The organism is Pseudogulbenkiania subflava DSM 22618 (genome assembly GCF_900177275.1).
GTDB lineage: Bacteria > Pseudomonadota > Gammaproteobacteria > Burkholderiales > Chromobacteriaceae > Pseudogulbenkiania > Pseudogulbenkiania subflava.
In genome coordinates this window covers 147,934-170,205 of sequence record NZ_FXAG01000001.1, presented here as the reverse complement: position 1 = coordinate 170,205, position 22,272 = coordinate 147,934, and the positions used below count along the sequence as shown (strand labels likewise).

General features: G+C 66.7%; 22 protein-coding genes. 19 read left to right on the top strand and 3 right to left on the bottom strand.

Annotation, left to right across the window (positions count from 1 at the left end):
• Positions 1-198: 198 nt before the first annotated feature.
• The 19 genes from mraZ to B9N72_RS00715 all read left to right on the top strand — a co-directional run bounded on the left by mraZ (position 199) and on the right by B9N72_RS00715 (position 19,879).
• Entirely contained in the window at positions 199-645 is a 447-nt protein-coding gene (gene mraZ, locus B9N72_RS00805; RefSeq protein ID WP_085274557.1) for a division/cell wall cluster transcriptional repressor MraZ, read from the top strand.
• A complete protein-coding gene (gene rsmH / locus B9N72_RS00800; RefSeq protein WP_085274556.1) occupies positions 642-1,604 on the top strand; it encodes a 16S rRNA (cytosine(1402)-N(4))-methyltransferase RsmH in 963 nt (320 codons plus the stop codon). The genes mraZ and rsmH overlap by 4 nt, the downstream gene beginning before the upstream one ends.
• Entirely contained in the window at positions 1,601-1,873 is a 273-nt protein-coding gene (gene ftsL / locus B9N72_RS00795; RefSeq protein WP_085274555.1) for a cell division protein FtsL, read from the top strand. The genes rsmH and ftsL overlap by 4 nt, the downstream gene beginning before the upstream one ends.
• Positions 1,873-3,621, top strand: coding sequence for a peptidoglycan D,D-transpeptidase FtsI family protein (locus B9N72_RS00790; RefSeq protein ID WP_085274554.1), 1,749 nt, complete (start codon positions 1,873-1,875; stop codon positions 3,619-3,621). The genes ftsL and B9N72_RS00790 overlap by 1 nt, the downstream gene beginning before the upstream one ends.
• A complete protein-coding gene (locus B9N72_RS00785; RefSeq protein ID WP_085274553.1) occupies positions 3,618-5,111 on the top strand; it encodes a UDP-N-acetylmuramoyl-L-alanyl-D-glutamate--2,6-diaminopimelate ligase in 1,494 nt (497 codons plus the stop codon). Before B9N72_RS00790 ends, B9N72_RS00785 begins: the two co-directional genes overlap by 4 nt.
• Positions 5,095-6,456 (top strand): UDP-N-acetylmuramoyl-tripeptide--D-alanyl-D-alanine ligase, encoded by a 1,362-nt coding sequence (locus B9N72_RS00780; RefSeq protein ID WP_085274552.1) that lies wholly within the window; start codon positions 5,095-5,097, stop codon positions 6,454-6,456. The genes B9N72_RS00785 and B9N72_RS00780 overlap by 17 nt, the downstream gene beginning before the upstream one ends.
• Positions 6,457-6,468: 12 nt before the next feature.
• Positions 6,469-7,554 carry a phospho-N-acetylmuramoyl-pentapeptide-transferase gene (gene mraY, locus B9N72_RS00775; protein ID WP_085274551.1) on the top strand — a complete coding sequence of 362 codons (1,086 nt, stop codon included), beginning with the start codon at positions 6,469-6,471 and terminating at the stop codon, positions 7,552-7,554.
• 9 nt (positions 7,555-7,563) lie between these two features.
• Positions 7,564-8,931, top strand: coding sequence for a UDP-N-acetylmuramoyl-L-alanine--D-glutamate ligase (murD, locus tag B9N72_RS00770; protein WP_085274550.1), 1,368 nt, complete (start codon positions 7,564-7,566; stop codon positions 8,929-8,931).
• Positions 8,928-10,085 carry a putative lipid II flippase FtsW gene (gene ftsW, locus B9N72_RS00765; protein WP_085274549.1) on the top strand — a complete coding sequence of 386 codons (1,158 nt, stop codon included), beginning with the start codon at positions 8,928-8,930 and terminating at the stop codon, positions 10,083-10,085. The genes murD and ftsW overlap by 4 nt, the downstream gene beginning before the upstream one ends.
• Positions 10,086-10,486: 401 nt before the next feature.
• Positions 10,487-11,557, top strand: coding sequence for an undecaprenyldiphospho-muramoylpentapeptide beta-N-acetylglucosaminyltransferase (gene murG, locus B9N72_RS00760; RefSeq protein ID WP_268808228.1), 1,071 nt, complete (start codon positions 10,487-10,489; stop codon positions 11,555-11,557).
• 43 nt (positions 11,558-11,600) lie between these two features.
• Positions 11,601-12,992 (top strand): UDP-N-acetylmuramate--L-alanine ligase, encoded by a 1,392-nt coding sequence (gene murC / locus B9N72_RS00755; RefSeq protein WP_085274547.1) that lies wholly within the window; start codon positions 11,601-11,603, stop codon positions 12,990-12,992.
• 54 nt (positions 12,993-13,046) lie between these two features.
• Complete coding sequence (locus tag B9N72_RS00750) at positions 13,047-13,958, top strand: D-alanine--D-alanine ligase (RefSeq protein WP_085274546.1); 912 nt, start codon at positions 13,047-13,049, stop codon at positions 13,956-13,958.
• Complete coding sequence (locus tag B9N72_RS00745; protein WP_085274545.1) at positions 13,948-14,676, top strand: cell division protein FtsQ/DivIB; 729 nt, start codon at positions 13,948-13,950, stop codon at positions 14,674-14,676. Before B9N72_RS00750 ends, B9N72_RS00745 begins: the two co-directional genes overlap by 11 nt.
• 42 nt (positions 14,677-14,718) lie before the next feature.
• Positions 14,719-15,933: a cell division protein FtsA gene (ftsA, locus tag B9N72_RS00740; protein ID WP_232503556.1), complete on the top strand. Its 1,215-nt coding sequence runs from the start codon at positions 14,719-14,721 to the stop codon at positions 15,931-15,933.
• 112 nt (positions 15,934-16,045) lie between these two features.
• Positions 16,046-17,236 carry a cell division protein FtsZ gene (gene ftsZ, locus B9N72_RS00735; protein ID WP_085274544.1) on the top strand — a complete coding sequence of 397 codons (1,191 nt, stop codon included), beginning with the start codon at positions 16,046-16,048 and terminating at the stop codon, positions 17,234-17,236.
• Between the two features lie 100 nt (positions 17,237-17,336).
• Entirely contained in the window at positions 17,337-18,248 is a 912-nt protein-coding gene (gene lpxC / locus B9N72_RS00730) for a UDP-3-O-acyl-N-acetylglucosamine deacetylase (protein ID WP_200810860.1), read from the top strand.
• Positions 18,249-18,285: 37 nt separating this feature from the next.
• Positions 18,286-18,468, top strand: coding sequence for a hypothetical protein (locus B9N72_RS00725; RefSeq protein WP_085274542.1), 183 nt, complete (start codon positions 18,286-18,288; stop codon positions 18,466-18,468).
• Between the two features lie 234 nt (positions 18,469-18,702).
• Positions 18,703-19,176, top strand: a complete 474-nt coding sequence (gene moaC, locus B9N72_RS00720) for a cyclic pyranopterin monophosphate synthase MoaC (RefSeq protein WP_085274541.1) — start codon at positions 18,703-18,705, stop codon at positions 19,174-19,176.
• A 7-nt stretch (positions 19,177-19,183) separates the two neighbouring features.
• Positions 19,184-19,879 (top strand): ParB-like protein, encoded by a 696-nt coding sequence (locus B9N72_RS00715; protein ID WP_085274540.1) that lies wholly within the window; start codon positions 19,184-19,186, stop codon positions 19,877-19,879.
• Between the two features lie 45 nt (positions 19,880-19,924).
• On the opposite strand, the gene B9N72_RS00710 is transcribed toward B9N72_RS00715, so the two are convergent.
• From B9N72_RS00710 to B9N72_RS00700, 3 genes are read right to left on the bottom strand one after another with little or no spacing between them, the layout of a single operon-like run.
• Positions 19,925-20,845, bottom strand: coding sequence for a DMT family transporter (locus tag B9N72_RS00710; protein ID WP_234985852.1), 921 nt, complete (start codon positions 20,843-20,845; stop codon positions 19,925-19,927).
• Between the two features lie 40 nt (positions 20,846-20,885).
• Positions 20,886-21,401 (bottom strand): CNP1-like family protein, encoded by a 516-nt coding sequence (locus B9N72_RS00705; protein ID WP_085274538.1) that lies wholly within the window; start codon positions 21,399-21,401, stop codon positions 20,886-20,888.
• The gene (locus B9N72_RS00700; RefSeq protein WP_085274537.1) at positions 21,398-22,177 is read right to left on the bottom strand and encodes an NRDE family protein; all 780 of its coding nucleotides are present in this window, start codon (positions 22,175-22,177) and stop codon (positions 21,398-21,400) included. The genes B9N72_RS00705 and B9N72_RS00700 overlap by 4 nt, the downstream gene beginning before the upstream one ends.
• Positions 22,178-22,272 lie beyond the last annotated feature (95 nt).

Genomic DNA, 22,272 nt, shown 5'->3' with positions numbered 1-22,272 from the left:
TACTTTCAGCGCTTTTTTTAAGCTGCTGATTTAATAGGATTAATCTTGGCATGGTCTTTCTAAGCCCTTGTCTTAAAAGGAGGTTGTGTTCCGGCTCAGGTTGACCCTATGACACTTCTTTCTTATAGTGGCGAAAAGTGGGGTGAAGTGGGTAAAAGTGGGGTGCGCACCCCGAACCAGAGGCTTAATGTCCGAATCATGATTGGTGGCGTCAACGTCGTGTCTCTCGATAGCAAGGGGCGTCTGGCCATTCCGGCCCGGCACCGCGAGACGCTGCTGTCCAGTTTCGGCTCCAAGCTGGTGGTGACGCTGGAAGCGCGCGACCACCTGCTGCTCTACCCCGAGCCCAATTGGCGCCCGGTCGAGGCCCGGCTCCTGGCGCTGCCCGCCGGCAATCCCATGCTCAAACGCTACCAGAAGCTGGTGCTGGGCCATGCCGAACTGCTCGACATGGACAGTGCCGGCCGCATTTTGCTGTCGCCGCGCCTGCGCGGTCTGGTCAGCCTCGACAAGGACGTCGCGCTGGTGGGCATGGGCAACCGTTTCGAACTGTGGGATGCCGCCGACTGGGATGCCCAGACCAGCGACGCCCTGGATATCGACCCCGCCGAACTGTCTCAGCATCTCGGAGATTTCACGTTGTGAGTGCCCCCGTTTTTTCGCACCTTACGGTGCTGCTCAGCGAAGCTGTGGCCGCGCTCGCCGTTCGTCCGGACGGCGTGTACGTCGACTGCACCTTCGGCCGCGGTGGGCACAGCCGCCTCATCCTGTCGCAATTGGGGCCGGCCGGCCGGCTGGTCGCCTTCGACAAGGATCCCGAGGCGATTGCCGTCGGTGAGCGTCTGGCCGCGGAAGACCCGCGTTTCACGCTGGTGCACGAAGGTTTCGAAACGCTCGCGCGCGAGCTCGACCGGCTCGGCATCGCTCGCGTCGACGGCGTGCTGATGGATCTGGGTGTATCGTCGCCGCAGATCGACGACGCCCGGCGCGGCTTCAGCTTCCGTTTCGACGCGCCGCTCGACATGCGCATGGATACCAGCCGCGGCCTGACCGCGGCGGAATGGCTGGCCACGGCCGCCGAAGAAGACATCAGGGAGGTCATCAAGACTTATGGTGAAGAGCGGTTTGCTCGCAAGATCGCAGCAGCCATTGTTGCGCAACGGGAGCTCGCTCCCCTCGAAACCACGCGTCAGCTCGCCCTGCTCGTTGGGCAGAACGTCCGTACTCGCGAACCGGGTCAAGACCCCGCGACGCGCACGTTCCAGGCCATCCGCATCTACATCAACCGTGAGCTGGAAGAGCTGAAAGCGGTGCTGCCGCAGGCGGCGCAAAGGTTGGCCGAAGGCGGCCGCCTGGCCGTGATCAGTTTCCACTCGCTGGAAGACCGCATCGTCAAGAACTTCATGCGGGACGCCAGCAGCGACGCCAAGCTGCCCTCCTGGGTCATGGTGCGCAGCGCCGACCTGCCCGAGCCGCCGCTGCGCACCGTCGGCAAGCCGGTGCGCGCCAGTGACGACGAGGTGAAGGGCAACCCGCGTTCGCGCAGTGCCATCATGCGCATCGCCGAGCGCACCGCCGGTGCCTGGCGCGAGGAGGCGGTGTGAACAAGCTCAATGCCATTTTGCTGGCCATCCTGGTGCTGTGCGCGTGGTCGGTGGTGACCTCGCAGCACGTGTCGCGCCAGCTCTACAGCAATCTGGAGCGCGAGCAGAAGTCGGCCCAGCAGCTGCAGGTCGAGTACGGCCAGCTGCTGCTGGAGCAGAGCACCTGGGGCGCGCACGCGCTGATTGAAAAAACTGCCGCCTTGCGGCTCGGCATGAAGACGCCCGAGCAACGCCAGGTCCAGGTAGTCGCCCCCTCGGGAGGGACCTGATGCGCGTCTACTCGATGCATACGCGTACCCCCAAAGCCAGCCCCGCCCTGCGCATGACGCCAGGGCGTGTGCGTTTGGTGCTGCTGGCTCTGGCGCTGCTGTTCCTGGCCCTGATCGGACGCGCCCTCTACCTGCAGGTGGCGCAGCAGGATTTCCTGCAGAACCAGGGCGAGGCCCGCTTCCGCCGGGCGATGGTGCTGGAAGCCAACCGCGGTGTGATCACCGACCGCAACGGCGAGCCGCTGGCGATCAGCTCGCCGGTGCAGACCATCTGGGCCAGTCCCGCCAGCATGGAGCCGGTGCCGCCGGCCAAGCTGCGCGAACTGGCGCGGCTGCTGGAGCTCGGCCCGGCCGAACTGGACGCCAAGCTGTCCGATCGCAAGCGCGAGTTCGTCTACCTCAAGCGCCAGATCAGCCCGGAACAGGCCGACAAGGTGATGGCGCTGGGCATTCCCGGCATCGCCAAACAGCAGGAATTCCGCCGTTTCTACCCGGCCGGCGAAAGCATGGCCCAGCTGATCGGCTTCACTGGTGTCGATGGCCGCGGACAGGAAGGCCTGGAACTGGCGCGCGAGAAGATGCTGGCCGGCAAGAATGGCCGGCGCGTGGTGCTGAAGGACCGGCGCGGCCACATCATCGAAGACGTGGCGGCCATCGAATACCCGAAAGACGGCCAGACCCTGAACCTGGCGATCGACCAGCGCATCCAGTATCTGGCCTACCGCGAACTGGCGGCGGCAGTCGAGGTCAATAAAGCCAAGGCTGGCAGCATTGTGGTATTGGATGGCAAGAGCGGCGAGCTCCTGGCGCTGGCCAACGTACCGTCGTTCAACCCCAACAGCCGCAAGGAGCTGGACCCGGAACGCCGTCGCAACCGTGCCGTGATCGACATGTTCGAACCGGGTTCGACCATGAAGCCGTTTCCGATCGCCATGGCGCTCAACGCCGGCAAGGTCAATCCGAACATGGTGTTCGACACCAACCCTTACTCGATCGGCCCGGCGCGGGTGCGCGACTCGCATCCGAAGCCGGCGATGACGCTGACCGAGGTGATCCAGAAATCGTCCAACGTCGGAGCCTCCAAGGTGGCGCTGATGTTCTCGCCGGAACAGATGTGGACGTTCTACGACGAGGCTGGTTTCGGCCGCAGCGTGCACGCCGGTTTCCCGGGTGAATCGGCCGGCCGCCTGCGCCACTGGCAGAGCTGGCGCCCGATCGAGCAGGCCACGATGTCGTTCGGCTACGGGGTGTCGGTAAGCCTGCTGCAGATGGCGCGCGCCTACACCATCTTCACCAACAACGGTTCCTTGCTGCCGGTGTCGCTGACCCGGCTGAGCTCACCGTTGCCTGCCAAGTCGATCATTTCCCCGGACGCGGCGCGCAAGATGCGCGAAATGCTGATGACGGTAACCCAGACCGGGGGCACCGGGACGCGCGCCCAGGTGCTGGGCTACAACGTCGGCGGCAAGAGCGGTACCGCGCGCAAGCTGGTCAACGGCGGCTACCAGGCCGACAAGCACCGCGGCCTGTTCATCGGCTTCGCGCCGGCGACCAATCCGCGCCTGATCGTGGCGGTGATGATCGACGAACCCGGCGCCGGCAGTTACTACGGTGGCTCGGTGGCCGGTCCGGCCTTCTCCAACACCATGGCCGGGGCGTTGCGCATCATGGGGGTCGAGCCCGACGCTCCCTCCAACAATTCATTGCTTCCGGTTAATCAGGTACCGGAGATACGAGAAGATACATGAAGAGTCTGTTGACCCCGCTGCCGGACTGGGATCCGGCCGAGCTCGATACCCTGGGGCTGCCGCTCAAGCGTGTCGAGACGGACAGCCGCCGCGTGCTGCCGGGCGACGTGTTCCTGGCGTGCCGCGGCGAGTACGCCGACGGCCGCCAGTTCATTCCGATGGCGCTCGCCAACGGTGCCGCCTGCGTGCTGTGGGATCCGGCCGACGGCTTTAACTGGAACCCGGCCTGGAACGTGCCCAACCTGGCGGTGCCGCAGCTGCGCGCGCGCGCCGGCATCGTCGCCAGCCACGCCTATGGCGAGCCGAGCCGCGCCATGACGGTGATCGGCATCACCGGCACCAACGGCAAGACCTCGATCTCGCACTGGCTGGCGCAGGCGTTCTCGTTGCTGGCGCACAAGGCGGCGCTGATCGGCACCGTCGGCAACGGCTTTTACGGCGCCCTGACCGAGACCACCCACACCACGCCGGACCCGGTGACGGTGCAGCAGAAGCTGGCCGAGTACAAGCGCCAGGGCGCCGACGTGGTGACCATGGAAGTGTCCTCGCACGGTCTCGACCAGTTCCGCGTCAACGGCGTCAGCTTCGCCACCGCGGTGTTCACCAACCTGACACGCGACCACCTCGACTATCACGGCTCGATGGAAGAGTACGGGGCCTCCAAGGCTCGGCTGTTCCATTGGGAGGGGCTGCGCCACGCCATCATCAACGCCGACGACGCCTTCGGCCGCGAACTGGCCGTCGGTATCGATCGCCAGCGCACCCAGACGGTGACCTACGGACTGGAGCAGGGCGACGTGCGCGCGCAGAACCTGTCCGCCACCCTCGACGGCCTGCAGATGACGGTGACCACGCCGTGGGGCGAGGTCGAGCTGCGCAGTCCGCTCTTGGGCCGCTTCAACGCCGCCAACCTGCTCGCCTGCCTCGCCACGCTGTGCGTCAACGGCGTGTCGCTGAAGGACGCGGCGGCGGTGCTGTCTCGCATCCAGCCGGCGCGTGGGCGCATGCAGCGCCTGGGTGGCGGTCACGAGCCGCTGGTGGTGATCGACTACGCCCATACCCCGGACGCGCTGGAGAAGGCGCTGGCCACGCTGGCCGAGATCCGCCCCGCCGGCAACCGGCTCTACTGCGTGTTTGGCTGCGGCGGCGACCGCGACAAGGGCAAGCGCCCGATGATGGGCGCCATCGCCACCCGCATCGCCGACGTCGCGGTGGTGACCAGCGACAACCCGCGCAGCGAAGAGCCGCAGGCCATCATCGCCGACATTCGCACCGGCATGGGCGAGGCCGGCCACGTCGAGGCCGACCGTGCCGCCGCCATCCGCTGGGCGATCGCCGCGGCGTGCGCCGGCGACATCGTGCTGGTGGCCGGCAAGGGGCACGAGGAATACCAGGACATCCGCGGCGTGAAGCAGCCGTTCTCCGATTTCCGCATCGCCGAAGAGGCGCTCACGGCCTGGAGCGAGGTGCACGATGCTGATGCTGTCTGAAGTGGCGCAACTGGCCGCCGGCCGCCTGGCCGGCACCGATGCCGAGGTGACCCGGGTGGTCACCGACAGCCGTGCCGCCGGGCCGGGCGATCTGTTCGTGGCGCTCAAGGGCGAGCATTTCGATGCGCACGATTTCGTCGCCGACGTGCTCGCGAAGGGCGCGGCAGGGGCCCTGGTGCGCCAGGACTTCGCGCTGCCCGGCGCGGCGCTGGTCCAGGTGGATGACACCCGGCTGGCGCTGGGCCGGTTCGCCGCCGGCTGGCGCGCCCGTTTCGAGCTGCCGCTGGTCGGCATCACCGGTTCCAACGGCAAGACCACGGTCAAGGAGATGCTGACGGCGATCCTCGCCGCCCATGCCGGGCGCGACACGGTGCTCGCCACCGCCGGCAATTTCAACAACGACATCGGCCTGCCACTGACGCTGCTCGGCCTGAATGCCGGCCATCGCTACGCGGTGATCGAGATGGGCATGAACCATTTCGGCGAGATCCGCTACCTGACCGGGCTGGCCCGGCCGCGCGTGGCGCTGGTCAACAACGCGCTGCGCGCCCACCTGGGCGGCGGCTTTTCCGGCACGGCCGACATCGCCCGAGCCAAAAGCGAAATCTTCGAAGGGTTGGCCGAAGACGGCGTGGCGGTGATCAATGCCGACGATCCCCACGCCGCCATCTTCCGCGCCGCCGCCGCCGGCCATCGTCTGCTCAGTTTCGGTTTGGGCGAGGCCGATGTGAACGCTCGCGATGTGACGCTGTCCGATACCGCTGCCCATTTCGTCCTGGGCTCGCCGCAGGGGGAGGTGGCCGTCGCGCTGCCGGCGCCGGGGGAACACAACGTGCGCAATGCGCTCGCCGCCGCCGCCGCCGCGCTGGCGCTGGAGGTGCCGTTGGCGGCCATCGCCGCCGGCCTGGTTGGCTTCGCCGGGGTCAAGGGCCGGCTGCAGCGCAAACGCGCCGGCAACGGCGCGACGCTGATCGACGACACCTACAACGCCAATCCGGACTCGATGAAGGCCGGTATCGACGTGTTGCTGCAGGCGGCGGCACCGCGCTGGTTCGTGATGGGCGACATCGGCGAACTGGGCGAGAACGCGCCGGCACTGCACGCCGAGGTCGGTGCCTACGCCCGGGAACGCGGGCTGGATGCCCTGCTCACGCTGGGCGACTTGAGCCGTCACGCCGCCGCCGCCTTCGGCGCCGCGGCAAACCATTTTGATACGCTGGATGCGCTGCTCTCCTATCTCGACAGCCATCTGCCGGCAGATGCCACCGTGCTCGTCAAGGGGTCGCGCTTCATGCGCATGGAGCGGGTGGTCGAGCATCTGACCGGACAACGACAAGAACATTAAGGGAGTGTAGCCGTGCTGCTTTGGCTGGCCGATTGGCTGAAAGATTACATCCGGGCGTTTTCCGTCCTCAACTACGTCACCCTGCGCGCGGTGATGGCGGCGCTGACCTCGCTCGGCATCTCGCTGCTGATGGGGCCGTGGGTGATCCGGCGCCTGACCGAACTGAAAGTGGGGCAGGCGGTGCGTTCCGACGGCCCGCAGACCCATCTGGTGAAGACCGGCACCCCGACCATGGGCGGCACGCTGATCCTGCTGGCGATCGGCGTCACCACACTGCTGTGGGCCGACTGGTCCAACAAGTACGTCTGGCTGCTGCTGGCGGTGCTGTTCGGCACCGGCGCCATCGGCTTCTACGACGACTGGCGCAAGGTGGTGTACCGCGACCCGAAAGGCATTTCGGCGCGCGCCAAGATGTTCTGGCAGTCGGCCATCGCCATCGGTGCCGGGGTGTTCCTGATCACCACCGCCAAGCTGCCGGCGTCGACCGAATTCATCGTGCCGTTCTTCAAGAACATCGTTTACCCGCTGGGGGCGATCGGCTTCTGCATCCTGACCTATTTCGTCATCGTCGGCACGTCCAACGCGGTCAACCTCACCGATGGCCTGGACGGTCTGGCGGCGCTGCCGACGGTGCTGGTCTCCGGCGCCCTGGCGATCTTCGCCTACGTGGCCGGCAACATCGTGTTTGCACGCTACCTCGGCCTGCCGCACATCCCCGGCGCGCACGAAGTGGTGGTGTTCTGCGCCGCCATCTGCGGTGCCTGCCTTGGTTTCCTGTGGTTCAACGCCTACCCGGCGCAGGTGTTCATGGGCGACGTCGGTGCCTTGGCGCTGGGCGCCGCGCTCGGCACTGTGGCGGTGATCGTGCGCCAGGAAATCGTGCTGTTCATCATGGGCGGCCTGTTCGTGATGGAAGCGCTGTCGGTGATGATCCAGGTCGCCTCGTTCAAGCTGACCGGCAAGCGCGTGTTCCGCATGGCGCCGCTGCATCACCACTACGAGCTCAAGGGCTGGAAGGAAACGCAGGTGGTGGTGCGTTTCTGGATCATCACCATGATGCTGGTGTTGGCCGGTCTGACCACCCTGAAACTGCGCTGAGGACTGAAGATGCGCTTCGCCAACCGTCACATCGTCGTCGTCGGGCTCGGAGACACCGGGCTGTCCGCCGCGCGCTGGCTTGCCGCGCATGGCGCGACGGTCACCGTGGCCGACAGCCGTGACAACCCGCCCAACGCCGCGACCCTGGCCGAAAGCCTGCCCGGCGTACGGCTCAAGACCGGCGCCTTCGACGCGACGACGTTTGCCGGCGCCGAGATGCTGGTGGTCAGCCCGGGCGTGGCGGTGGCCACCCCGGCGATCGCCGCGTTCCGCCGCGCCGGCGGCGAGGTGGTGGGGGACGTGGAACTGTTCGCGCGCGCCATCGCCGGCTCGGGCAGCAAGGTCATTGCCATCACCGGCTCCAACGGCAAGAGCACCGTCACCAGCCTGGTCGGCCACCTGTGCCGGCAGGCCGGGCTCGACACCGTGCTGGCTGGCAACATCGGCCTGCCGGTGCTGGATGCCCTGGGCGAGCGCGAAGCCAGCGGCCAGCGCCCGGACGTGTGGGTGCTGGAGCTGTCGAGTTTCCAGCTGGAAACCACCGCCAGCCTGAATGCCGACGCCGCCACCGTGCTCAACATCTCCGAGGATCACCTCGACCGCTACGCCGACCTGCTCGACTACGCCCACAGCAAGACCGCAGTGTTCAACGGCCCTGGCGTGCAGGTGCTCAACCGCGACGACGCCCTGGTGCGCGCCATGGTGCGCCCCGGCCATGTCCAGCGCTGGTTCTCGCTGAAAGAGACGGCCGACTACGCGTTGCGCCAGGACGCCGGGCGCTACTGGCTGACGGTGGCCGGCGAGGCGGTGTTCGACTGCGCCGAGATGAGCCTGCAGGGTCTGCACAACGCCGCCAACGCGCTCGCCGCGCTGGCGCTCACCGAGGCCATCGGCCTGCCGCGCGCGGCGCTGCTGGAGGGCCTCAAGACGTTTACCGGCCTGGCGCACCGCGTCGAGTTCGTCGCCGAAGTGAACGGCGTGCGCTACATCGACGACTCCAAGGGCACCAACGTCGGTGCCACCGAAGCCGCGCTCAACGGCATGACCCGGCCGGTGGTGCTGATCGCCGGCGGCGACGGCAAGGGCCAGGATTTTTCACCGCTGAAGCCGGCGTGCGCGCGCATCGCCCGCGCCGTGCTGCTGATCGGCCGTGACGCCGGCAAGATCCGCGCCGCGCTGGAGGGGCTGCCGCTGCCGCTGCTGGACTGCGCCACGCTGGAAGAGGCCACGCGCGAGGCCGCCAGGTTGGCCGAAGCCGGCGACGTGGTGCTGCTGTCGCCAGCCTGCGCCAGCCTCGACATGTTCAAGAACTACGCGCATCGCGCCCAGGTGTTCATCGACGGCGTGCGCGCGCTGCAAGCGGGGAGCGCCGCATGATCGGCAACAGCGCCCGCCGTTACGCTCCGATCACGCCGTTCGACGAGGCGTTGGGGTGGGCGATCGCGTTGCTGCTGTCGATCAGCCTGGTGATGGTGTACTCGGCGTCGATCGCTTACGCCGAGGCGGATGCGGCGACGCAGAACCGCTATTTCTACCTGATCCGCCACATGATCTTCATGGGTATCGGGCTGACCGGCGCCTACGCGGTGTTCCAGTTCCCGACCGCGTTCTGGCAGAAGTACGCCGGCAAGGTGTTCATCATCGGCGTAGTGCTGCTGGTGCTGGTGCTGATTCCCGGCATCGGCCGCGTGGTGAACGGGGCGCGGCGCTGGATCGGGCTGTTCGTCATCAACCTGCAGCCGTCCGAGGTGATGAAGCTCGCCACCGTGCTGTACGTGGCCGACTACACGGTGCGCAAGTCGCACAAGCTGCACAGCCTGAAGGAAGGCTTCGCGCCGGTGTTCGGTGCCATGGTGGTGGTGGCTTTCCTGCTGTTGCGCGAGCCGGACTTCGGCGCGCTGATGGTGGTGATGAGCATCGCCATGGGGCTGTTGTTCCTGGGCGGCATCAATATGCGCATCTTCACCGGCCTGGCGGCCATGGCGGTGGTGGCGGTGGCGACGCTGATCATCACCTCGCCGTACCGGCTCAAGCGTGTGCTGGGTTTTCTCGACCCGTGGGACGACCCCTACGGCAAGGGTTACCAGCTGTCGCACTCGCTGATCGCCTTCGGCCGTGGCGAGTGGTTCGGGGTGGGGCTGGGCGGCAGTGTGGAGAAACTGTTCTACCTGCCCGAGGCACATACCGACTTCATCATGGCGGTGATTGCCGAGGAATTCGGTTTTGTCGGCCTGCTGGTGGTGCTCGGCCTCTACGCCTGGATCGTGCGGCGCGCCTTCCACATCGGCGTGGAGTCGAAGAAGCTGGAGCGTTATTACCAGGCGCTGGTGGCGCAGGGCATCGGCATCTGGCTCGGCATCCAGACCTTTTTCAACATCGGCGTGAACATGGGGCTGTTGCCGACCAAGGGCCTGACCCTGCCGCTGATGTCGTTCGGCGGCTCGGCGATGCTGCTCAACATGGCGGCGCTGGCGATCCTGCTGAGAGTGGATTATGAAAACCGTCGCATCATGCGCGGCTACAAAGTGTAGCTGCGCATGACAAGCACCGCAGGTGCGCCAGGGCGAAGCCCGTGTGCGACGGTTTCTGCGGAGCTGGCCAAGAGGCCAGCGTAGCTAAAACAGGCGAATCATGAGGGGCTATAAGGTTTAGCCCCTCATGACGCCACGCCAGAGGTGTGGCCAGGTACGAAGTACCGTGTTCGCCTGCTTCTGCGGAGCCCCGTGAGGGGCGAAGCTAAAACTGTCGCATGACACGCACCGCAGGTGCGACAGGGTGAAGCCCGTGTGTGACGGTTGCTGCGGAGCTGGCCTTGGCCAGCGTAGCTAAAATCGCCGGCTTATGCGGGGTTACAAAGTGTCGCCCCGCATAAGCGGCAAGCAACGGAACGATGACCAGGTTGGCCGAAGGCCGGCCGGAAACAAGAAAGACGATGACGAAGCGAACGGTAATGGTGATGGCCGGCGGCACCGGGGGGCATATCTTCCCGGGCTTGGCCGTGGCGCACGAACTGCAGGCGCGCGGCTGGACGGTGTTCTGGCTCGGCGCCAACGGCGGCATGGAAACTCGCCTGGTGCCGCAGCACGGCTTCGCCATCGAGACAGTGAAGATCGGCGGCGTGCGCGGCAACGGCCTGACGCGCTGGCTGCTGCTGCCGTTCACGTTGACGGCGGCGCTGGCCAAGACGCTGGCGGTGATCTTCCGCCGCCGTCCGGACATCGCGGTGGGCTTCGGGGGCTACACCGGCTTCCCCGGCGGGGTGATGAGCCGCTTCCTGTGGAAGCCGCTGGTGATCCACGAGCAGAACTCGGTGGCCGGGCTGACCAACAAGCTCTTGGCGCGCATCGCCAACCGTACCTTGTTCGCCTTCCCCGGCGCGTTTCCCGGGCAAGACGGGCTGGTCGGCAACCCGGTCCGCGTCGAGATCGCCAGGGTACCGGCACCCGAGCCGCGCTTTGCCGGCCGCAGCGGTCCACTGCGCGTGCTGGTGGTCGGCGGCAGCCTCGGCGCCAAGGTGTTCAACGACACCCTGCCGCAGGCGCTGGCGCAGATCCCGGCCGAGCGGCGGCCGCAGGTGGTGCACCAGGCCGGCGCCAAGCAGATCGAGGCGCTGAAGGACAACTATGCCAAGGCCGGGGTGAGCGCCGATTGCCGCGCCTTCATCGACGACATGGCGGCCGAGTACGCCGCCGCCGACCTGGTGATCTGCCGTGCCGGCGCGCTGACCGTGGCCGAACTGGCCGCGGTGGGGGTGGGCAGCGTGCTGGTGCCGTACCCGCACGCGGTGGACGACCACCAGACCGGCAATGCGCGTTACTTGGCCGATGCAGGCGCAGCGCGGCTGCTGCCGCAACGCGAATTCAGCGTCGCGGGCCTGGTGGAACTGTTGACGCAACTGACGCGCGAGGACTGTCTGGCGATGGCCAGGAAAGCGCGTGAGCTGGCCATCGTCGATGCGGCGCAGCGCGTCGCCGACGTGTGCGAAGCCCTGGTACAAGAATGACCGGCCGTTTTCTGGTGAAAGCGGCCCTGACAAGCGAGCAGCAATGAAACACAGAGTCAAACACATCCATTTCGTCGGCATCGGTGGTGTCGGCATGTGCGGCATCGCCGAGGTGCTGCTGAACCTCAGCTATACCGTGTCCGGCTCCGACATGGCGGAGAGCACCGCCACCAAGCGCCTGGTGGCGCAGGGCGCCGAGGTGCATTTCGGCCACGACGCCGCCTACATGCAGGGCGCCGACGTGGTGGTGACCTCGACCGCGGTCAAGGCCGACAACCCGGAAGTGGTGGAAGCCAAGGTGCGCCATATCCCGGTGATTCCGCGCGCCATGATGCTGGCCGAGCTGATGCGTTTCAAACAGGGCATCGCCATCGCCGGCACCCACGGCAAGACCACCACCACCAGCCTCACCGCCTCGGTGCTGGCAGCGGCCGGGCTCGATCCGACCTTCGTCATCGGCGGCAAGCTGACCGCCGCCGGCACCAACGCCAAGCTCGGCTCCGGCGAATTCCTGGTGGCCGAGGCTGACGAGTCGGATGCCTCGTTCCTGCACCTGACGCCGGTAATGGCGGTGGTGACCAATATCGACGCCGATCACATGGACACCTACGAGCACAGTTTCGACAAGCTCAAGCAGGCTTTCGTCGATTTCCTGCATCGTCTGCCGTTCTACGGTCGCGCCGTGCTGTGCGTGGACGACGCCAACGTGCGCGAGATCCTGCCGCGTGTCACCAAGCCGGTGACCACCTACGGTTTCTCCGACGACGCCGACGTGCAGGCGGCCAACGTGCGCGCCGTGGGCGGGCAGATGCACTTCGACGTGGTGGCGAAGAACGGCAACGAGTTGCGCTTCCCGGTGGTGCTCAACCTGCCGGGGCGGCACAACGTGCTGAATGCGCTGTCGGCCATCGCCATCGGCCTGGAGTGCGGCGCCGACGTGGCGTCGATCCAGCAGGGGCTGGCCGAATTCGCCGGCGTCGGCCGGCGCTTCCAGCGCTACGGCGAGGTGGCCTGCCCGTCCGGCGGCCACTTCACCCTGGTCGACGACTACGGCCACCACCCGGTGGAAATGGCCGCCACGCTGGCGGCGGTGCGCGGCGCCTTCCCGACCCAACGCCTGGTGCTGGCGTTCCAGCCGCACCGTTACACCCGCACCCGCGACCTGTTCGAGGATTTCGTCAAGGTGCTGTCGACGGTGGACGTGCTGCTGCTGTCGGAGGTCTACGCCGCCGGCGAGACCCCCATCGTCGCCGCCGACGGCCGCGCGCTGGCCCGTGCCGTGCGCGTCACCGGCAAGGTCGAGCCCTTGTTCATCGAAGCCATCGGCGACCTGCCGCAGGTCATCCTCGACACGGTGCAAGACGGCGACGTGGTGATCACCATGGGGGCCGGCTCGATCGGCGCGGTGCCGGGCAAGCTCGCGGCTCAGGCTTGATCGGACCAAGGTATTAAAGATGCCCGCCGAGCAGCGGGCGCAGAAGGATAGACGATGAAGCAGTACGGAAAAGTGGCAGTGATGATGGGGGGCACCTCGGCCGAGCGCGAGGTGTCGCTGATGAGCGGCGGCGGGGTGCTCAAGGCGCTGCAGAGTCAAGGCGTGGATGCACACGCCTTCGACCCGGCCGAGAAGCCGCTCGCCGCGCTGAAGGACGAGGGTTTCGAGCGCGTGTTCATCGCGCTGCATGGCCCGTTCGGCGAGGACGGCACGCTGCAGGGTGCGCTCGAGACTATGGGTATGCCGTACACCGGCTGTGGCGTGATGGCGTCGGCCATCGGCATGGACAAGTGGCGCACCAAGCTGCTGTGGCAGGGCGCCGGGCTGCCGATTCCGGCCTTCGTGCTGCTCGCCGACGACAGCGATTTCGCCGCGGTGGAGGCCCAGCTCGGCCTGCCGCTGTTCGTCAAGCCGGCCACCGAGGGTTCCAGCATCGGCGTCACCAAGGTGAAGCAGCCGGGCGAATTGCGTGCCGCCTACGAAGAGGCGCGCCGCTACGACAAGCTGGTGATCGCCGAGGCGTTCGTCGGCGGCGGCGAGTACACCTGCGCCATCATCGGCGACAAGGCGCTGCCGACCATCAAGATCGAACCGGCCACCGAGTTCTACGACTACCAGGCCAAGTATTTCCGCGACGACACGGTGTACCGCTGTCCGTCCGGCCTGAGTGCGGAGGTGGAGCAGCGCGCACGCGAGCTGGCGCTGACCGCGTTCAAGGTGCTGGGCGGGCGCGGCTGGGGCCGGGTGGATTTCCTGATGGACGAGGCGGGCGGTATCTACCTGCTCGAGGTGAACACCTCGCCCGGCATGACCAGCCACAGCCTGGTGCCGATGGCGGCGCGGGTGGAAGGCTTGAGTTACGAGGAGCTGTGTCTGGCGATTCTGGACATGGCCCATGTGGGATAACCACCGGGCACTCAGGACCCTGGCGAATCTGCTGCTGGGGAGCTCGGTGATGATGGTGCTGTACGCAGCCGGATTCTGGCTCACCCATTCACCGGTGTTTCCGGTGAAGAAGATCCAGATCCAGGGCGAGATGAAGAGGGTGACGCCGGAGCAGTTGCGTTATATCGCCGAGCACGAGTTGCTGGGCACGTTCTTCACACTGAACATCGACAAGACCCGTGCCGCCTTCGGCAAGCTGCCGTGGGTGCGCGAGGCGCAGGTGCGGCGGCAGTGGCCGGACACGCTGCAGATCGAGGTCGAGGAACACGTGGCGATTGCGCGCTGGGGCGAGAACGGCCTGGTGAACAGCCGCGGCGAGTGGTTCGACGCCGCCAGCGACCAGCCGTTGCCGGTGCTGTACGGTCCCGCCGGGGCGCAGAAGGACATGGTCGCCATGTTGGCGGCGCTCAAGCCGGTGTTGCAGCCGGCCGGCCTCAAGCCGCAGCGGCTGTGGCTGTCGCCGCGCCGGGCATGGCGGGTGGAGTTGGATAACGGGGTGCAGGTGGAACTGGGACGCGGCGACGTGGAAAAGCGCGCCGCCCTGTTCGCCGCCCACTGGAAGGGAACGCTGGCCGCGCTGCCGTACCACATCGAGAGCGTGGACATGCGTTATCCCAATGGATTCGCCGTGCGGATGCCGGATTACAAGGCACCGCCGGCTCACGGACAGAAGCAATAGCAGTTGGAGCGACAGGTGAGCAAACCGAAAGAAAGCAAGAACATGCTGGTTGGCCTCGACATCGGCACGTCGAAGATCGTGGCGATCGTCGCGGAAGTCCTCGAGGACGGACAGCTCAATATCATCGGTATGGGGCAGACGCCGTCGCGCGGTCTGAAGCGCGGCATGGTGGTCAACATCGAATCCACCGTGCAGGCCATCCAGCGCGCGCTGGAAGAGGCCGAGCTGATGGCCGACTGCAAGATCCACGAGGTGTTTACCGGCATCGCCGGCAGCCACATCAAGAGCGTCAACTCGCACGGCATGGTGGCGATCAAGGACCGCGAGGTGATGCAGATGGACATCGACCGCGTGATCGAGACCGCGCGCGCGGTGACCATCCCGCCGGACCACCAGGTGCTGCACATCCTGACCCAGGAATACAGCATCGACGGCCAGGAGGGCGTGCGCGAGCCGCTGGGCATGAGCGGTGTGCGTCTGGAGGCCAAGGTGCACATCGTCACCGGCGCGGTGTCGGCGGCGCAGAACGTCACCAAGTGCGTGCGGCGCTGCGGCCTGGAAACCTCCGACCTGGTGCTGCAGCCGATGGCCTCGGCGCTGGCGGTGCTGTCCGAGGACGAGAAGGATCTGGGGGTGTGCCTGATCGACATCGGCGGCGGCACCACCGACATCGCGGTGTACGCCAACGGCGCCATCCGCCACACCGCGGTGATTCCGATCGCCGGCGACCAGATCACCAACGACATCGCCATGGCGCTGCGTACCCCGACCAAGGAGGCCGAGGACATCAAGATCCAGCACGGCGTGGCGCTGGTCAGCCTGGCCGATCCGGGGCAGATGATCGAGGTGCCGGGGGTGGGCGAGCGCGGACCGCGCCAGATGTCGCGCTCCACCCTGGCCGAAGTGATCGAACCGCGCGTCGAGGAGCTGTTCCAGCTGGTGCAGCAGGAACTGCGCCGTAGCGGCTTCGAGGAAATGCTGTCGTCCGGCATGGTGCTGACCGGTGGCGCCAGCCTGATGCCGGGGATGGTCGAGTTGGCCGAAGAGGTATTCCACCTGCCGGTGCGCATCGGCGTGCCGAAGTACGTCGGCGGCCTGGCCGAAGTGGTGAAGACGCCGCGCTTCTCCACCGGGGTCGGCCTGCTGCTGCACGGCAAGGAACAGATTCACAGCAGTTACGTGGGAAACAAGACCGAGTCCGCCGGGCTGGGGCAGATGATCTCGCGCATGAAAGCATGGTTTGCCGGCAACTTCTAAGGGCCTGGCCACGCCTGCCGACTTCGGGTCGGCGCGTGGCGGGGCGGGCCGGTGCAGTACGGGCAAGTAGTCAATCGTTTGGGTTAGCTCATCTTTATTGAGGAGAGGGAAAATGAGCACGATGGTATTCGAAGTAATGCAGGAGACCGCCCAAGAGGCTGTCATCAAGGTGATCGGGGTCGGCGGCGGCGGATGCAACGCCATCGACAACATGATCGACAACAACGTGCGCGGCGTCGAGTTCATCTGCGCCAACACCGACGCGCAGGCGCTCAAGCGCAACCGCGCCTCGCAGAAGCTGCAGCTGGGCAACAACCTGACCAAGGGTCTGGGCGCCGGCGCCAATCCGGAAGTGGGCCGCAGCGCCGCGCTGGAAGACCGCGAGCGCATCGCCGAGATGCTGCGCGGCTCCAACATGGTGTTCGTCACCGCCGGCATGGGCGGTGGTACCGGCACCGGCGCGGCGCCGGTGGTGGCCGAAGTGGCGCGCGAGCTGGGCATCCTCACCGTGGGCGTGGTGACGCGTCCGTTCGACCATGAGGGCAAGCGTCAGAAAGTGGCGCAGAACGGCATCGAGGATCTGAAGAAGCACGTCGACTCGCTGATCGTCATCCCCAACGAGAAGCTGATGGAAGTGCTGGGTGAAGACGTCACCATGCGCGAAGCGTTCCGCGCCGCCGACGACGTGCTCAAGGGCGCCGTGGCCGGCATCGCCGAAGTGATCACCTGCCCGGGTCTGATCAACGTCGACTTCGCCGACGTGCGTACCGTGATGGGCGAGATGGGCCTGGCGATGATGGGGTCCGCCTACGCCTCCGGCATCGACCGCGCCCGCGTCGCCGCGGAACAGGCCGTGGCCAGCCCGCTGCTCGACAACATCACGCTGGAAGGTGCGCGCGGCGTGCTGGTGAACATCTCCACCGCCCCGGGTTGCCTGAAGATGAGCGAATACCGCGAGATCATGGGTATCGTGCGTCATTACGCCGACGACGAGGCGCAGATCAAGTTCGGTACCGCCGAAGTGGAAGACATGCCGGAAGACACCATCCGCGTGACCCTGATCGCCACCGGCCTGGGCAGCGCCAAGAAGGCCGCCCCGCGCGAGGAGCGTCCGGAGTACATCAAGATCGTCAAGACCGGCACCGACGACCGCGTCGGCGACACGCTGAACTACGACGACTTCGATACCCCGGCCATCATGCGTCAGCGCGGCCGTCGCACGCCGACCTCGACCGACTTTTCCAATCCGGAAGTGAGCGAGTCGTATGACATCCCGGCCTTCCTGCGCAAGCAGGCCGACTGATTGTCATAAGCTATCGATGTGGTCTGAGCAATCAATAAAGTGCAGCTTTCGGCTGTGCTAGAATGCTTGCGTCCGGATAGCAGGTAGGAAGTCACTGATGATATTGCAGCGCACGCTACGACAAGCGATTAGCGCCACGGGCGTCGGCTTGCATTCCGGCGAGCGGGTGAAGCTCACCCTGCTGCCTGCCGCGCCCGACAGCGGGATCGTATTCCGTCGCACCGACTTGCCCGGGTCGGAAGACGTGAAGGTGGATCCCTCGCTGGTGAACGACACGCGCCTCTCCTCCACGCTGGTCACCCCGACCGGCGTGCGTGTCGGCACCATCGAACACCTGATGTCGGCCTTTGCCGGGCTCGGTATCGACAACCTGGTGGTGGAGGTGACCGCCGCGGAAATGCCGATCATGGACGGCTCCGCGGCCCCCTTCATCTACCTGCTGCAGTCCGCCGGCATCGTCGAGCAGACGGTGCCCAAGCGCTTCATCCGGGTACTGAAGCCGGTCGAGGTGCGCGAGGGCGACAAGTGGGTGCGTCTCGAGCCGTACGACGGCTTCAAGGTCGAGCTCGCCATCGAGTTCAACCATCCGGCGTTCAACCGCGCGCCGCAGACGGTGGAGATCGATTTTTCCCGGCGCTCCTACATCGACGAGATCAGCCGTGCCCGCACCTTCGGCTTCATGCACGAGGTCGAGTACATGCGTCAGCACGGCCTGGGCCTGGGCGGCAGTCTCGACAACGCCATCGTCATCGATGACGAGTACGTGCTCAATCCGGAAGGCCTGCGCTTTCCCGACGAGTTCGTGCGTCACAAGATTCTCGACGCCATCGGCGACCTCTACATCGTCGGCCATCCGCTGATTGCGGCGTTCTCCGGGTGCAAGTCCGGCCACGCCCTCAACAACCAGCTGCTGCGTAGCCTGCTCGCCACCCCCGGCGCCTGGGAGTACGTCAGCTTCAGCGATCCCGCCGAGGTGCCGTCGAGCTTCCACCGCCTGCCCGAGGTGGTGTGATGGCGGCCCCGGCCTTGCCGCGGAGCGGGCGCGGCTGATGCTGTGGGTGCTGCGCTTGTGGCTGTACGGCGCCATCCTGGTGCTGGGCTGGGCATTGATCAGCTACGCGCTGACGCGCAACCGCGACTACCTGCAGCGCGCCGGCCGTCTGATCCGCTGGTCTGGTCTGTTGGCGGGGGCGATTACCTTCTTCTGGCTGATTGCGCGTTTCTTGCGCTAGCGCCACACTCTCGGCTCTAAGAGCCTGTTTACGATCTCGTGAGCTAGAGCGAGACATGGCAAAAACGGCTGAGGAAGCGGAGTTTACCCGTGGTAAATGAGCATTCCGAAGACGTTTTTAACGCCGTATCGCCGACGCGCAGCAGATCGTAAACAGGTTCTAACCGGCTGCGCCAAGCCTTCGGCCAACCTGGCCGCGCGCTGACCGGCCCCTTCCCATTCCCAGGAGACCCCCGTGTCCGAACTGACCCATTTCGACTCCCAGGGCCAGGCCCATATGGTGGACGTCGGCGCCAAGAACGAGAGCCGCCGTCGTGCCGTGGCCGAGGGCGTGATCCGCATGCTGCCCGCCACCTTCGCGCTGATCCGCGACGGCGGCCACCAGAAGGGCGATGTGCTCGGCATCGCCCGCATCGCCGCCATCATGGCGTCCAAGCGCACTGCCGACCTGATTCCGCTGTGCCATCCCATCGCGCTGACCCGGGTCGGCACCGAATTCACCCTGCTCGAAGCGGATTCGGCGGTGCGTCTCGAGGTGACGGCGGAAACCGTCGGCCGAACCGGCGTCGAGATGGAAGCGCTGACCGCGGTCAACGTCGGCCTCCTGACCATTTACGACATGTGCAAGGCGGTGGACCGCGGCATGGAAATCACCGGCGTGCGCCTGCTGGAAAAAGAGGGCGGCAAGTCGGGGCACTGGAAGGCGTGAGAGGCGGATGAAGACCCTGTTACTGTGGCTGGCGCTGCTGCTTGCCGCACCGCTGGCCGCGGCCGAAGACGCCTGCACGCCCGACACGCCGGTGGGTGCGGTGTGCCAGCTGGCGATCGGAGCGCTGCACCCGACCCAGCCCGGCATCGGTCTGCTGCAGGTGCAGCAGGACCTGGCGCATCTCGGCAAGAAGCCGCTCGCCAAGCTGCACAAGTACATGCTCAAGAAGCGCATCCCGGTGGTGATCGGGCCGGACGCCGGCTATTACCTGGTGGACGGCCATCACCTGACGCGCGAGCTGTGGGCGCTGGGCCAGCGCGAGGTGCCGGTGGTGATCGAGGGGCGGTTGGATAACCCGGCGACGTTCTGGCCCGAGATGCAGGCACATCACTGGGCCTGGCTGGCCGACCAGCAGGGCAGGCCGGTGCGGCCCGAGACGTTGCCGCGCCGCATCCAGGACCTGCCTGATTATCCCTACCGTTCGCTGGCGGGGTTTGCCCAGCGTGCCGGGTTGTTCGACAAGGGCGACGAGGTCTATTTCGTCGAGTTCGCCTGGGCGCGTTACCTGGGCGAGCGGCTGCACTGGGCGCCGGTGACGCGCGCCACGCTGGTGGAGCGGCTGCGCGAAGCCGCCCGGCTGGCGTGTCTGCCGGACGCCGCCGGCCTGCCGGGCTACCCCGGGCGGGCATGCCCCCAGCCATGAAGACGCCTGCCGCCGGGCTGGCGCGGCAGCCCGGCGGAGGCCGGCTCAGTCGTGCAGTTCGGTCAGCTCGGTGCGCTTGGGGTCGGCCTCGCGGCTGACCAGCAGCACCGCGCCCAGGATCAGCAGTCCCCCCAGCGCCTGCGACAGCCCGATCGGCTCGCCCAGCAGCCCCCAGGCCAGCAGCAGGGTGACGACCGGCTCCACCGTGGAAACCAGCGAGGCGCGCGTCGCGCCGATTTTTTCCAGTCCGTTGAGAAACAAGGCCACCGCCGCCACGGTGCAGATCAGCGCCATCATCACGATCGCCAGCCAGCCGCGCGCCGAGTGCGGCGGCCCCCAGCCCTGCCAGGTGCTTTGCAGGACATAGCTGGCGGCGGCGGACAGGATCACCACGCAGGTCGCGGCGAGCGGGTGGGTGCCCGCGGTGAAGCGGCTGCCGATCAGGATGTAGCAGGAATAGATCAGGGCCGCCCCCACGCCCAGCAACAGCCCGAGCGGGCGCGCCGAGAATTCCAGGCCGATGGTCACCGCGAGGCCGGACAGGGCCAGCAGCAGGGCGATCAGGCGCAGGCTGGTCAGGCGCTCGCCCAGCAGCATCGACAGCAGCAGCACCAGCACCGGGTAGAGGTAGAGCAGCAGTGCCACGGTGCCGGCCGAGGCATGGTTGAGCGCGTTGAAGTAACACGCCGACATGCCGGCGTAGCCCACCGCACCCATCACGATCAGCGCCAGCAGCGCACGGCCGGTTGGCCAAGGCAGGCGTTGCAGCGCCACCCAGGGCAGCAGCACCAGGCCGGCGATGACGAAGCGCAGCAGCAGCAGGGTGGTGGTGGTGGTGCCGTCGGCGTAGGCGAAACGGGCCAGGATGGCCATGGTGCCGAAGGCGACGGCGGAAAGCAGGACCTGAATCAGGCCGATCAGCGAGGGAGGCATCAGGGCAGCATGGGGAAACGACGATCCTGCCATGCTGCCGGTTTTTCAGCGTGCTGTCATGTGGTTGGCCGTCTCAACGCCACGGCGCCTTGCGCATCAAGGCCACCGCTTCCTCGGTCGTTTTGGGCGCCCAGTTGTCCTGGCACAGGTTTTCGTGCAGGCGGCGGTGCAGCAAGTCGCCGTATTCGATGTTGCGCCATACCGGTTTCATCGATTCGATCCAGCGCTTGTTGATGGTGTCGCCGAAGGCGTAGCTGCGAACCTGCTTCTGCCGGCATTGCAGGCCTTCCGCGCTGAGGTTGACTGCGCCGGATGGGCTCACCACCTTGACGACGTAGCGCACCAGTTGCCCATCCGCCACGCTCACGCTCTTGGCATCGACGAAGTACTGGTTTTGCAGCGTGTGGTGCACGAAGAAACCGACCCAGTCGGCGTCGGCCGGGTAGGCGGGCAGGGTGTAGCTCCCTTCCTCCCACGGTTTTTCGTCGTCGAAGGCGTAGGTGGAATACGAGCGTTTGTTGTCGCCGGCATGAGCGCTGGCAGCGAGCGTGCCGGCGCTCAGCGCCAGCAACGTGATCAATCGTTTCAAAGGGGTCTCCTGGGGGACTGGAGCGGGCGCAGGCTGTAGTGCCGTCGTCCGGCCTCGCGGCCGGCCATGCTCCAGGTCAATTCCGAAAAGTGTACATCGCCGCGCCCTGCCACGGTCAACAGCATGGAGCTGCGCGTGCCGTAGTCGCGGCCATGGATGAAGATCGGGGCGAGCCGCTTTTCCATGGCCAGCCCGACCCCGCTGTTGGGCAACTGCTCCACCGGCGGCATATGGTCGTCGGCCAGCCAGTGGAAGGCCTCGGCCTCGGATGGCGGGCGGGCCAGGCCGCGCAGGGCTTCGGCCAACCTTTGCGCCTTGGGCCATGGCGTGTCCAGCGTGGCGTTGGACAGGGTGTGGATGCCCGGGGTGAGACGGGTGAGGCGCGCGCCGCGGCTGTGGAAATGGTAGAGGTCGTCGAGCTGGCCGAACAGCAAGTTGAACGGGGCGTAGCGGCCGTGCTCGGCCTTGAGCCAGGCGGCGAACGCCAGCGCGCTGTCCTCGCCGGTGACGAAGCGTGCTACCAGCTCACCCCGCGTACGCTCGCCGCGGCGTGCCAGGCCCTCGCGGATATTGGTGATGGCGGCGAAGCGGCCGCGCTTGTCGAGCGCCAGCCAGCTGCCTCCCGCCTGCAGATCGCGTCCGCCCAGCGTGTCCGGATGTTCCGGTGCCCACCAGTCGAGCGGCGCGGACGGGCGCGCGTAGTATTCGTCACGGTTGGCGAGCAGCACCAGCGGGCCGAGGGCGGCGGTCTTGTAGGCGAAGGCGATCAGGCACATGGCGAGAATCCGGAGCGGCGGGCGCGGGGCCGAAGCGCTGGCTCAAGGCGGAACCAGGCTTGGGGCCGTGCCCAACACGGCGTAAAATAAGCGGA

Bases quoted from the DNA above. Each gene is read 5' to 3' on its own strand.
- mraZ (WP_085274557.1), top strand. From the start codon at position 199: ATGATTGGTGGCGTCAACGTCGTGTCTCTCGATAGCAAGGGGCGTCTG.
- B9N72_RS00790 (WP_085274554.1), top strand. From the start codon at position 1,873: ATGCGCGTCTACTCGATGCATACGCGTACCCCCAAAGCCAGCCCCGCC.
- B9N72_RS00785 (WP_085274553.1), top strand. From the start codon at position 3,618: ATGAAGAGTCTGTTGACCCCGCTGCCGGACTGGGATCCGGCCGAGCTC.
- B9N72_RS00780 (WP_085274552.1), top strand. From the start codon at position 5,095: ATGCTGATGCTGTCTGAAGTGGCGCAACTGGCCGCCGGCCGCCTGGCC.
- murD (WP_085274550.1), top strand. From the start codon at position 7,564: ATGCGCTTCGCCAACCGTCACATCGTCGTCGTCGGGCTCGGAGACACC.
- ftsW (WP_085274549.1), top strand. From the start codon at position 8,928: ATGATCGGCAACAGCGCCCGCCGTTACGCTCCGATCACGCCGTTCGAC.
- murG (WP_268808228.1), top strand. From the start codon at position 10,487: ATGACGAAGCGAACGGTAATGGTGATGGCCGGCGGCACCGGGGGGCAT.
- murC (WP_085274547.1), top strand. From the start codon at position 11,601: ATGAAACACAGAGTCAAACACATCCATTTCGTCGGCATCGGTGGTGTC.
- B9N72_RS00750 (WP_085274546.1), top strand. From the start codon at position 13,047: ATGAAGCAGTACGGAAAAGTGGCAGTGATGATGGGGGGCACCTCGGCC.
- B9N72_RS00745 (WP_085274545.1), top strand. From the start codon at position 13,948: ATGTGGGATAACCACCGGGCACTCAGGACCCTGGCGAATCTGCTGCTG.
- ftsA (WP_232503556.1), top strand. From the start codon at position 14,719: ATGCTGGTTGGCCTCGACATCGGCACGTCGAAGATCGTGGCGATCGTC.
- ftsZ (WP_085274544.1), top strand. From the start codon at position 16,046: ATGAGCACGATGGTATTCGAAGTAATGCAGGAGACCGCCCAAGAGGCT.
- B9N72_RS00725 (WP_085274542.1), top strand. From the start codon at position 18,286: ATGCTGTGGGTGCTGCGCTTGTGGCTGTACGGCGCCATCCTGGTGCTG.
- B9N72_RS00715 (WP_085274540.1), top strand. From the start codon at position 19,184: ATGAAGACCCTGTTACTGTGGCTGGCGCTGCTGCTTGCCGCACCGCTG.
- B9N72_RS00710 (WP_234985852.1), bottom strand. From the start codon at position 20,845: ATGGCAGGATCGTCGTTTCCCCATGCTGCCCTGATGCCTCCCTCGCTG.
- B9N72_RS00700 (WP_085274537.1), bottom strand. From the start codon at position 22,177: ATGTGCCTGATCGCCTTCGCCTACAAGACCGCCGCCCTCGGCCCGCTG.